The organism is Microcystis sp. M_QC_C_20170808_M3Col (assembly GCF_007095505.1).
GTDB lineage: Bacteria > Cyanobacteriota > Cyanobacteriia > Cyanobacteriales > Microcystaceae > Microcystis.
This window is the reverse complement of the sequence record NZ_SFBY01000291.1, coordinates 1-10,121: the sequence shown is the minus strand read 5'-3', so window position 1 is coordinate 10,121 and position 10,121 is coordinate 1. Positions and strand designations below refer to the sequence as shown.

Sequence of the window (10,121 nt, the reverse complement as noted above, 5' to 3'; positions counted from 1 at the left end):
TCTCGCACATCTCGTAAACCAATTAATCCTACTGAGGTCGGGAAATTTTCTGGACGATTAGGAAAACCATCTCTTAACTGTCGTAAAACTGATATTAATGTTTGGTCTTGTAAAGAGTCAATTTCATCTATAAATAATACTATGGGACGATTGATAGCTTTTGCCCAACCTCTTAAAAAAGCCTTAATTCTGCTTCCTGGTTCTTCCTGTTGCCATTGTTTAGCAGCTGGTTGTAATTCGGTCGGTAAACTATCCTCAATTGTATTATACCAAGTTCCTAAAATTGCTAATTCTGCGGCAGTAGGATCATGATTAAATGCACTTCCTACTTCCACTGACACCATGACTGCGGCATAATTTCCAGCATGGGTAAGTTGTTGTGCTAGAGCTAACATTGCTGTGGTTTTCCCTGTTTGTCGTGGTGCGTGAAGGACAAAATAACTACGTTGTTGAATTAGCTCCTCTAAATCTGGTAATCTGACTGTGGGAGAGAGCATATAGTGGATATCGTCTGAACAGGGACCTGCAATATTAAACCAGCGAGTCATAGAATTTTGGTAATAGATGAACTCTTTAAGTTTACACTATCAATTATGTTGGTATCAAGCAAGACTTTCACAGGTTATGTTTCTCCTTTAAATATTCCCATTTAGCTTGATCTGGATCAAAATCAGGAGGTGCAGGTTGGGTTTTCTCAAACCAGTTTTGCAAAACCTTGATTTTAGTTGGTCTTTTTTGGTGTTTCTGGTGCTGATTCAGTGGTTGGGGTTGTGGTATGATCAAGGGTGTCTGTGGCTGCCCAAACTACAATTTCCACGTTTCCGGGGGGTAAATTCAGGTGTTCGGTAATCAGCAAGTTACCAGATTGATCAATTTTTCCTTTGAGTTTGTATGCTTGCATGATGTTTTTTATGATACTCTGTTTTTATATTATTATCTCAAATTGGCTGAATAGGAGGTTATTAACTAAATGTACACCTTAAAAATTAGTAGAGTTGGAAATTCCTTGGCTATAACATTACCTCAAGAAGCCATGGAAAAACTTAAAGTTCAAGAAGGAGACAGTGTATTTGTCACTGAAACACCAACAGGTATTATTATAACTGCTGGTAATCCTGATTTTGAAAAAGCAATGGAGGCTTACAGAAAAGTCAGCACAAAATACAGAAATGCACTTCATGAGTTAGGGAAATGAATGGAATTTTCTGGTTAGATGAAATAATTGTTAAAGCTATACATGAAGACCAATTAATACAGCATGGTGGTCTTGCAGGTGTGCGAGATAACAATTTGTTTTTAGCTAGTTTAGATAGACCGAAAAATTTACTTGCTTATGGTGAACCTACACCCAGTATATTTGATTTAGCTGCGGCTTATGGTTATGGATTTGCTAAAAATCATGCTTTTATAGATGGTAATAAACGGGTAGCTTTCGTAGTAATGGCTATCTTTCTGGAATTAAATGGATATTCGTTGGATGTTCCAGAACCCGAAGTCGTTTTAATAATGGAACGACTAGCAAACGGCCAAGAAAGTCAAGAAACTATATCAGAATGGCTGCAAGAAAATTCTATTAAATATTAAAGGGTGTCTGTGGCTGCCCAAACTACAATTTCCACGTTTCCGGGGGGTAAATTCAGGGGTTCGGTAATCAGCAAGTTACCAGATGAATCAACTTTTCCTTTGAGTTTGTATGCTTGCATGATGTTTTTTATGATACTCTGTTTTTATATCATATCATAGTGAACAAAATTCACGCTCTAAATTTGGGTTTAAATTATGATAACTACACTAATCGAACGAGAAGCAGAACCAATTTTAATTAGTGACTTAACCTGGAGAGAATTTAAAGCTGTTGAACAGCTAATCGATCGCCCAGGGTTAAGGTTATCTTTTTTAGATGGAGTTTTGGAGATTAGAAAAATGCCAGGGAAAAAACACGAAACTATCAAAAAACGTATTGCTTCTTTAGTAGAAATTTATTTAGAATTTTTGGGATTAGATTTTACTCCTACTGGTTCTGTCACCCTAGAAAATGAATTTGAAAAGGTTAAAAGAGAAGGTGATGAATCCTATGAATTGGGAGCAAATAGAAAACATCCTGATTTAGTGATTGAGGTGGTTGTTAGTAGTGGAGGAATTGATAAACTGGAAGCATACAAACGCTTACAAATTCCTGAAGTTTGGTTTTGGACGAATGATGAGTTATTGTTTTATAGTTTAGGAAATGAGGGATATGAAGCTGTTAGTAAATCGCAACTTTTACCGAGTTTAGATGTAGGTTTATTGATGCGTTGTATTAATACAGAAAATCATGCTCAAGCACTGCGGGAATTTAGAGCAGGGATAAAAATTATTGAATCAACATAACAATATAAAATGTTGATTTTTTTCGCCTATCTAAAGATTATGGGTTAACTTAACAGTGGCAGAATGCCAAGAATTAAATTCTCAATATTCCATCAAAAGAGAACAAGTTTTTAACCGTTTCATCGCCTCCGTATTATTAGAAGAAAGACGAGCAGGTAATACTAAATCCGTTGAGCATATGTTACATATCAGGATAGGCAAGAGGCAAAAGGAGGAATAGATAATCAGTCTTTAATAACTGGATTTAGTATAAGTATTTCATATATGTTGATTGAGAAACCCTTACCTGGTAATACTTCTATGTTTAGTCATTCTCAATAAGGCTGTCCTTATTGCGGTGACTAATTACCCGGCAAGTTCGCAGCTTTCTTTTCACTGATTACTGTTCACTGATTACTGTTCACTGAAAAATCAACTCAATAACCAATCTAGATGATCCTGTAAACATTGTTTGAGGTCGTAGCGTTGCTTGATAGTTTCCCTGGCATTTAAACGCAGATTTTGCCAACCCTGGGGATAATCTAACACTTCATCCACGCGATCGGCTATTTGTTGAGGAGAAAAGAAATCCACTAATAAACCATTTTCCCCATCAGTAATTAATTCTCGCACGGGGGGAGTATCGGAACCAATCACCACACAACCCATAGCCATAGCCTCTAACATTGACCAAGAAAGCACAAAAGGACGAGTAAGATAGATATGGGCGGCCGATGCCTGTAAAACCTGTTTATATTGACCGTAGGGCAGAGAACCGGTAAAATGCACCCGGGATAAATCCAAAGAAAGGCTTTCTAACATCAATTGTTTATAGGTTTTGCCGTCCGGTAGAGTTTTCCCATAAGCAACCCGATCCTCCCCGACAATTACGATATGACAGTTAGGCCGACGGGCTAAAATTAGGGAAACAGCCGTCATAAATTGGGGAAAACCGCGATAGGGTTCCATTCCCCGGGTTGCGTAGGTGACAATCTCCTTAACACCCGATAAATCTAAACCTATCTCTGGAATCACTAACTGCACATCGGGACGGGGACAAAAATAGTCCGTATCGATGCCATCGTGTAAAACCGTCAGTTTCGAGTGAAATTCGCGGGGAAATTGTTGTTTTTGCCAGATAGTCGGCGATAAACCTCGATCGCAACTGACCAGATCGATGAGGATTGGCGCATTTTTAATTCTAATCCGGGCCTCGGCATCAGCATTAAGGGGATCCGCCGGATCAAAATCAGCATCGGAACCATGGGCATGATAAAACCATTCAAAATAAGCTAAAAACTTAGTTTTCGGGAAAATATCCTTGATAAATAGGCCCGGCCCCCAGCCAGAATGTGCATAGACAATATCGGGATAAAATCCTTGATTTTTCAGTTGTTGGCAAACACCATAAACCGCTTGACCTTGTAAAACCGCACTTTCCAAGGGACGGACATAATGATGGGTTTGGGGAGAAACAGCGCGACTTTCCTTGTAAATAAATTTTTTTACCCCCGCTATCTCTCCCTCCTGCCGGGTAGTGCCGAAAATCACTTGATTTCGGGGTTCTTGAGCTAAAACCGTGATTAAATGGCGAAATTGGGCGGGAAAATTGGAATGAAGGAATAAAAATTTCATCGCGGGTAAAGGTTTAGAAAAAGCGATCGCTAATCGTACATTGTCCCTGAAAACGGAGCAGATGATCGCATAATACCAAAGCCATCATCGCTTCCACCATAGGGACGGCCCGGGGTAAAACGCAAGGATCGTGTCTTCCTTTGGCTGCCAGGGTGGTTTCTTCCCCGGTGCGCGTCACGGTTTTTTGTTCTTTACCGATAGTCGCGGTGGGTTTAAAAGCGATGCGGATGATAATATTTTCACCGTTACTGATACCTCCTTGGATGCCTCCCGAACGATTGCTCGTGGTGCGAATTTCCCCGTTATCATCGATAAAATACTCGTCATTGTGTTCGCTGCCGGTTAAGAAGGTTCCCGCGAATCCCGATCCGATTTCAAATCCCTTACTCGCGGGTAAGGACATCATCCCCTTAGCTAAATCGGCTTCTAGCTTATCAAAAACGGGTTCTCCTAGACCTTTCGGCACATTTCTGGCTACACATTCCACCACACCGCCGATCGAGTCCTTATTCAGGCGAATTTGGTCAATCAGGGCGATCATTTTGGCGGCCGTTTCCCCGTTGGGACAACGCACCATATTACTTTCCACCTCGTCGAGGGTGACGGTGTTGGGGTCGATGATTGCCTCAAGATCTTTAATTCGCTTCACATAACCGATAATCTCGACGTTATAGACAGATTTAAGGATTTTTTTAGCGATCGCTCCTGCGGCCACCCGGCCGATGGTTTCCCGGGCCGAAGATCTGCCTCCTCCTTTCCAGTTGCGAATGCCGTATTTTGCTTCGTAGGTGGCATCCGCATGGGAAGGTCGGAATTTTTCGGCCATTTCGTTGTAATCTTGCGAACGAGCATCCTGATTCCGCACTAAAATAGCGATCGGTGTACCGAGGGTTTTGCCTTCAAAAACGCCCGAAATTATCTCACAAATGTCATTTTCCCGACGCGGGGTCACGATTCTGCTTTGTCCCGGTTTGCGACGGTCTAAATCGATTTGAATCTCCTCTTCGGAAATTTCTAAGCGCGGGGGACAACCATCGATAACCACTCCTACCCCACCCCCGTGAGATTCTCCAAAAGTGGAAACCCGAAATAGTCGTCCGAAAGTGTTACCCATAATCTCAATGTCTATTAAGCCTCAAGGTTTTATTGTACCTGAGCGGTTATCAGTTTTTCGGGAATAGGGGTTGGGGGTTGGGGGTTAGGGGTTGGGGGTTAGGGGTTGGGGGTTAGGGGTTGGGGGTTAGGGGTTAGGGGTTGGGGGTTAGGGGGTATATCGTTGTCAGGATCGCCGATTTCTGGGTCGTATTCGTAGCCACAGACTGAACAAACCTATTTCAAGGTAGTTTTCCTCTTAATCTAGACTTAGAAACTTTGGGACAATTCTTCTGAAACTATAAGCTATTTTCCGCTAAAACTCGCGTTAATATCAAAAGAACACGCTGTTTTTTTCCGTGGCGAAAATTTAATGACTCCCTTGTTGGTTCACACTTATCCTTCTCTTGTCAAGGGTATTTTAATTAAACGTTACAAACGCTTTTTTGCCGACATACAACTGGACAACGGAGAATTAATTACGGCCCATTGCGCTAATACCGGACCGATGACGGATGTATGTGTAGAGGGTCAACCGGTTTATCTTTCTCGCAGTGATAACCCGAAGCGAAAATTAGCTTATACCTGGGAGATGATTCAACTGGGAGAGACTTGGGTGGGAGTTAATACCAATCTTCCCAATCAGGTGGTGAAAAATGCCCTGTTGCAAGGAGTTTTTCCCGATTTGGTCAAAAATGACACCGAAGTGCGATCGGAAGTGGCCTACGGTCAAAATAATGGCAGTAGAATTGATTTTCTGTTGACCCATGGTGATAAATCCCTCACCTATATCGAGGTCAAAAATACCACTTGGAATCAGGGAGAAACGGCACTTTTTCCCGATACTGTCACCACGCGGGGACAGAAGCATTTAAACGAATTAATGGCTTTATTGCCGGCAGCGGAGGCGATTATGCTCTACTTTATTAATCGGGGTGATTGTGACCGGTTTGCTCCGGGGGATAGTAAAGATGCTAAATACGGGCAGTTATTGCGTCAAGCAGTGGCTAAAGGAGTCAAAGTTTTACCCTGTCGCTTCCAAGTGACACCCACGGGAATTTATTATTTAGGTTTAGCAGAATTGCAACTGTGACACCAGTGGTTTAGAGGGGCCAGCTTTTGACAAAATCCCCCAGACCGCAACTGACCTTTAAAAACCTAGAGACACAGTTACCTGTGCCTCTAAGGGGGATTTTTGTCGATACATATTTGAGGTAATTTGTCAAGGTTTTTGATAACTAATTCCGTGGCGCATTTTCTCTAATTTCTGTTGCACCTTAGCATCGAGAGAATGGAATAAAAAACGCCCTTTGGGACTTTGAGAAGAACTCTGGGATTGTCTCAGACGACGACCGGTTAAATCCACCTCGATTTCCAGACGTTGAGCGGAAATCCACTGGGCCCCATAACCCATAACGGTCATTTTTTGGGCATTATCAGAGGTAGCGACGATAATCCGTCCGATAGCTGGGGCGCGATCGTGCCAAAAATCGGCACAGGTTTTCTCGATATAGGTGTCGGCGGTTTGAGCGTGAGCGGTAAAATAAACCGATAAATGGTTAGTGTAGCGTTCTTGGCTGCCGGGGGTATCTTGAAGGTAGGAATCGAAGACGATTTGGGTTTGATAACCCTGATGGTGCGTGTAACCGATTAAGGTTTCAATTAACTTGTCTCGCGCCGGTTCGAGACCGTGGCGATCGCTAATTTTTTTCAGGGACGGCCAAGCGCCGATGACGTTGTAGCCGTCAACCAGCAGAAGGGAACGATCAGAGGAATTAACCATGGCTTTGAGAGTGATTGGTGTGGCATTAAGGGCAGTTCTAAAAAACAGCATCCTAATGATATTAACAAAAAATTTAAGATTCAACCGCCGCACTTGCCAATAATCTCGCTTTTAAGTCTAGGGGATTTCCCCGATCCGTTACCTTGCCCCCCTCCAACAAAAATGCCCCATCGCTGTAATCCAATTCCTCCAGGCGATGCGTCACCCAAAGGGCCGTAATCCCCCGGTTTTTGACCAATTTCTGCACTTGAGAGACTAATTCTAGCTGGGTATCCCCATCCAAAAGGGCGGTGGGTTCATCAAAGAGCAAAACCTCGCAATGACGAGCTAAAGCCCCCGCAATGGCGATTCTTTGCTTTTGTCCGCCACTGAGAGCATAGATCGGTCGTTTTTCCATTTCTAATAAATTCACCGCCCCTAGGGATTCCCGCACCCGCGCCCGAATTGCCGGCGTGGATAAACCCTCGGATACCAACCCAAAAGCCACATCTGCCCCCACTGTTGGCATAACTAACTGATGGTCGGGATTTTGAAAAACAAAACCGAGGGGGTTAGGTATCTCTATTTCCCCGCGACTAGGTTTTAATAATCCCGCTAATAATCGCAGCAGGGTGGATTTACCGCTGCCATTTGTCCCCAACAACATCCAAAATTCTCCTCTGGGAACTTGCAAAGAGCAGCCATTTAATACTGATTTCCCATTCGGCCAGCTAAAGCAGAGGTCTTTTACTTTTATAGTCATGAATTATTAGCCTTTTCAGTTATCAGTTATCAGTTATCAGTTATCAGTTATCAGCTTCTGAAGGCAAGAGGCAAGAGCCAACAGGCAAGAGGCTCCCAGAAAGAATCTGGCAATTCTCCTGCCTAAAAAGAAGGTTAGAAACTAAGTGCATCAAAGCTTTTAGCTTAACCAATTGGGTTTTAGATTCGGCCCTTGTTATCAGTTTTTTAGCTGTCAGCCTTTTCAGTTATCAGATTTGAGTTTTGAGTTTTGAGTGGAAAGTGTTATCTAGGCGGTTGCCGTTTTCTTGTCACTGATTACTGGTTACTGCTCACTGATAACTGATTAAAGAACTATTCTGTGGCTAAAGCGACAAACCCCGGCGCTCTACCAGTGGAGGCAGCCCCGGATTTTTGTGAAACAATCACCGCACTGATCTGATCGCTCAAAACCGCCACCTTTTTATCGGTTTGTTTTTCGCAGGTTAATTCTAATAATTCTGGATTCGGCGATCGCATAGCGTTAATAATTGTTTGATACAAAGCGTCTGCTGCTGCTTCTTCCTTGCGCTGCACGGAAATGGGGATGGGGGAGAGTTTCAGGGTAATATCGATCGAATACATAGTTTAGCGTTCCCTTCCAAAAAACAAGTCAAAAACCATTGTATAGCAGGGGTTGGGAAGTCAGTGATCAGTTATCAGTTATCAGATGTGAGTTTTCAGTTCACTGATTGCTGTTCACTGTGGGGATAACCTTAGCGTCATCACCGATTAACTCTCGGTAGTCGGTGTGCAGAGGCGTTGTTAGCTGGCAATCACTTGCTTGAATGAATGAGCATGGTGCGTTCCCCAAAATCTATCGGTGCAGCAGTAGGAGCCAGATTAGGGAACGCACCCTACAGCAATAGCTAATCTTGGTAATGATAGCGACAGGAAATAATTGTTAGATAATGATCATCGACAACATAGACAAGACGATTAGCTTCATCAATGCGACGGGACTAAAAACCTGACAAATTCTCTCTCAAGGGTTCAGGTTTACCGATTCCTTCAAAGGGATTGGATAGAGTATCTTGGATCAGCAGATTGATTCTTTTCAGGGTTTTCTTGTCCTGAGATTGCCAATAAAGATAATCTTTCCATGCTTTACTACCCCAAGCCAACTTACGCATCGATTAAATCATGTTCTTGTGTTTTACCTGCTTGATATTCTGCGATCGCTTCTTGCAAATGTTGAGCATTAGATGGAGAGCTTAAGAGATAAACTGTTTCCATCAGACTATCATAATAACTTTTAGACATGATAACAACATCTTCTGTATCTCCTCTGACAATGAAAGTACAGTTTTTATCATTGGCTACTGTATCTATTACAGATTTAAAGTTTTTTCGGGCTTCACTAAAGTTGACAATGTTGACGCTCATCAGAGTTGTACATGATTAAGTACAATTGTTATTATAGTTCTGTCCAAATCTGGTTGGCAAAACCCAAAGGCTTCGGGGAACGCATCCTAAAAATGCGATCGCACCTTCAACCGTCCGCTGCCATGACGTGTTAGACCGCGAGAATTATAGGGTTAGGTGTATTCTCCTTCTGTTTCGGGAAAGCCAAAAACGTAAAATCACTATAGAAAACCATTCTGATAATGAAGTTCATGTCTTCACACTTAAAGAACTGGTAGTAAAAAATATCTGGATGTGTTCCCTTTCGTGTTATTCCTAATTCTTGGTGTTTTTCGCCATGAATGAATGCTTGATTAATCTGATGCAGATTGTAAGCATCTTGCGAATAGCTTAAATCCTGATTGAGGAAATTAGGGCTTTTAATGATACAGTCATGTGTCCATTTCTCCTGATAGCCTGCCTCAAGATAATAAAGCGCACGAGCAATCGACTCAATTACTCGCTCTATACGCTTCATCTCGTATGAGATGGCTAGAGTTTCTTGAGGAATGAGTATGCTACTTCTTTTTGAGATAACTCTTGCGCTTCTAGCGGTAGAAAAAATTCGCTTCCCTAAAGCTCCTTCGCGTCTAAGCAAAGTTTGAACCCATTTTGACTTAAACATAGTAAACGCAAGATCACTTTGGGAGTTCATAACAATTACAGCTGCCGTATATTCGTCATCACGAGAGCGTGAATTATTATGTGCTGAACACGCAGGTACAGTTATTAGTTGACTTCTGTAATCAGTATTACCAATAGACAAATGCTTCTTTTCAGGAAAGAAACATTTTGGAGGAATGTGATCTTTTGTTGTTGCTATCTCTTCACAGCAGTAGCACTGACTTTTTTCAGAAGACTTCATTGTTCAACCGCCCTCTACAAATTTGCAACAGCACCAAAATTGTAGTATATTTGTACGGCTTGAGGTATTTCGTCATTTCACAGATAGCCTTTCAAATACTTCCCAACGAGAGTAAGGGACTTCCAGAGAATAAAATACCCAACAAAAAAATAGAAAAGTGTTTTTTTGAAAAAGTAATTATTTTTGTCTAGGAAAACAAAGAATCTCCCATTACAACCTATTTTTCCGAAAAAA

General features: G+C 42.0%; 13 protein-coding genes and 3 pseudogenes. 4 read left to right on the top strand and 12 right to left on the bottom strand.

Features of this window, described 5'->3' with window-relative positions:
• The coding region (locus EWV84_RS13195; RefSeq protein ID WP_287078340.1) for an AAA family ATPase at positions 1-548 on the bottom strand (548 nt) is incomplete at its 3' end.
• Between the two features lie 67 nt (positions 549-615).
• Positions 616-901, bottom strand: a pseudogene (locus tag EWV84_RS13190) (hypothetical protein).
• Between the two features lie 69 nt (positions 902-970).
• Between EWV84_RS13190 and EWV84_RS13185 the strand changes: the two are divergent.
• A complete protein-coding gene (locus EWV84_RS13185) occupies positions 971-1,195 on the top strand; it encodes an AbrB/MazE/SpoVT family DNA-binding domain-containing protein (RefSeq protein ID WP_158201318.1) in 225 nt (74 codons plus the stop codon).
• Positions 1,192-1,584, top strand: a complete 393-nt coding sequence (locus EWV84_RS13180) for a type II toxin-antitoxin system death-on-curing family toxin (protein WP_024969647.1) — start codon at positions 1,192-1,194, stop codon at positions 1,582-1,584. Before EWV84_RS13185 ends, EWV84_RS13180 begins: the two co-directional genes overlap by 4 nt.
• Here the strand turns inward: EWV84_RS13180 and EWV84_RS13175 are convergent.
• Positions 1,581-1,703, bottom strand: coding sequence for a hypothetical protein (locus EWV84_RS13175; protein ID WP_287078341.1), 123 nt, complete (start codon positions 1,701-1,703; stop codon positions 1,581-1,583). The genes EWV84_RS13180 and EWV84_RS13175 overlap by 4 nt on opposite strands.
• Positions 1,704-1,779: 76 nt before the next feature.
• Between EWV84_RS13175 and EWV84_RS13170 the strand changes: the two genes are divergently transcribed.
• Positions 1,780-2,370, top strand: coding sequence for a Uma2 family endonuclease (locus EWV84_RS13170; RefSeq protein WP_287078339.1), 591 nt, complete (start codon positions 1,780-1,782; stop codon positions 2,368-2,370).
• A gap of 411 nt (positions 2,371-2,781) precedes the next feature.
• Here EWV84_RS13170 and EWV84_RS13165 read toward each other — a convergent pair whose 3' ends face one another.
• The 3 genes and pseudogenes from EWV84_RS13165 to EWV84_RS22895 form a co-directional block, all read right to left on the bottom strand.
• Positions 2,782-3,984, bottom strand: coding sequence for a glycosyltransferase family 4 protein (locus EWV84_RS13165; RefSeq protein WP_287078338.1), 1,203 nt, complete (start codon positions 3,982-3,984; stop codon positions 2,782-2,784).
• A 13-nt stretch (positions 3,985-3,997) separates the two neighbouring features.
• Complete coding sequence (gene aroC, locus EWV84_RS13160; RefSeq protein WP_287078337.1) at positions 3,998-5,098, bottom strand: chorismate synthase; 1,101 nt, start codon at positions 5,096-5,098, stop codon at positions 3,998-4,000.
• A 98-nt stretch (positions 5,099-5,196) separates the two neighbouring features.
• Positions 5,197-5,307, bottom strand: a pseudogene (locus tag EWV84_RS22895) (rubredoxin); the annotation flags it as partial.
• 142 nt (positions 5,308-5,449) lie between these two features.
• Between EWV84_RS22895 and sfsA the strand changes: the two are divergent.
• Positions 5,450-6,169: a DNA/RNA nuclease SfsA gene (sfsA, locus tag EWV84_RS13155; protein ID WP_287078336.1), complete on the top strand. Its 720-nt coding sequence runs from the start codon at positions 5,450-5,452 to the stop codon at positions 6,167-6,169.
• Positions 6,170-6,298: 129 nt separating this feature from the next.
• Here the strand turns inward: sfsA and EWV84_RS13150 are convergent, their stop codons facing one another.
• From EWV84_RS13150 to EWV84_RS13125, 6 genes and pseudogenes are all read right to left on the bottom strand, one after another.
• Positions 6,299-6,910 carry an NYN domain-containing protein gene (locus tag EWV84_RS13150; RefSeq protein ID WP_287078334.1) on the bottom strand — a complete coding sequence of 204 codons (612 nt, stop codon included), beginning with the start codon at positions 6,908-6,910 and terminating at the stop codon, positions 6,299-6,301.
• A 22-nt stretch (positions 6,911-6,932) separates the two neighbouring features.
• A complete protein-coding gene (locus EWV84_RS13145; protein WP_149985320.1) occupies positions 6,933-7,601 on the bottom strand; it encodes an energy-coupling factor ABC transporter ATP-binding protein in 669 nt (222 codons plus the stop codon).
• A gap of 332 nt (positions 7,602-7,933) precedes the next feature.
• Positions 7,934-8,203 (bottom strand): UPF0367 protein family, encoded by a 270-nt coding sequence (locus EWV84_RS13140; RefSeq protein ID WP_002756830.1) that lies wholly within the window; start codon positions 8,201-8,203, stop codon positions 7,934-7,936.
• A gap of 284 nt (positions 8,204-8,487) precedes the next feature.
• Positions 8,488-8,751: pseudogene (locus tag EWV84_RS13135) on the bottom strand (Txe/YoeB family addiction module toxin).
• Positions 8,744-9,004 (bottom strand): type II toxin-antitoxin system Phd/YefM family antitoxin, encoded by a 261-nt coding sequence (locus EWV84_RS13130; RefSeq protein WP_287078333.1) that lies wholly within the window; start codon positions 9,002-9,004, stop codon positions 8,744-8,746. The pseudogene EWV84_RS13135 and the gene EWV84_RS13130 overlap by 8 nt, the downstream one beginning before the upstream one ends.
• Positions 9,005-9,134: 130 nt before the next feature.
• A complete protein-coding gene (locus tag EWV84_RS13125; RefSeq protein WP_287078332.1) occupies positions 9,135-9,887 on the bottom strand; it encodes a hypothetical protein in 753 nt (250 codons plus the stop codon).
• Positions 9,888-10,121: the final 234 nt, after the last annotated feature.

Coding starts and splice junctions, on each gene's coding strand:
- EWV84_RS13150 (WP_287078334.1), bottom strand. CDS start 6,910: ATGCTGTTTTTTAGAACTGCCCTTAATGCCACACCAATCACTCTCAAA.
- aroC (WP_287078337.1), bottom strand. CDS start 5,098: ATGGGTAACACTTTCGGACGACTATTTCGGGTTTCCACTTTTGGAGAA.
- EWV84_RS13165 (WP_287078338.1), bottom strand. CDS start 3,984: ATGAAATTTTTATTCCTTCATTCCAATTTTCCCGCCCAATTTCGCCAT.
- sfsA (WP_287078336.1), top strand. CDS start 5,450: ATGACTCCCTTGTTGGTTCACACTTATCCTTCTCTTGTCAAGGGTATT.
- EWV84_RS13180 (WP_024969647.1), top strand. CDS start 1,192: ATGAATGGAATTTTCTGGTTAGATGAAATAATTGTTAAAGCTATACAT.
- EWV84_RS13125 (WP_287078332.1), bottom strand. CDS start 9,887: ATGAAGTCTTCTGAAAAAAGTCAGTGCTACTGCTGTGAAGAGATAGCA.
- EWV84_RS13130 (WP_287078333.1), bottom strand. CDS start 9,004: ATGAGCGTCAACATTGTCAACTTTAGTGAAGCCCGAAAAAACTTTAAA.
- EWV84_RS13145 (WP_149985320.1), bottom strand. CDS start 7,601: ATGACTATAAAAGTAAAAGACCTCTGCTTTAGCTGGCCGAATGGGAAA.
- EWV84_RS13185 (WP_158201318.1), top strand. CDS start 971: ATGTACACCTTAAAAATTAGTAGAGTTGGAAATTCCTTGGCTATAACA.
- EWV84_RS13140 (WP_002756830.1), bottom strand. CDS start 8,203: ATGTATTCGATCGATATTACCCTGAAACTCTCCCCCATCCCCATTTCC.
- EWV84_RS13175 (WP_287078341.1), bottom strand. CDS start 1,703: ATGCAAGCATACAAACTCAAAGGAAAAGTTGATTCATCTGGTAACTTG.
- EWV84_RS13170 (WP_287078339.1), top strand. CDS start 1,780: ATGATAACTACACTAATCGAACGAGAAGCAGAACCAATTTTAATTAGT.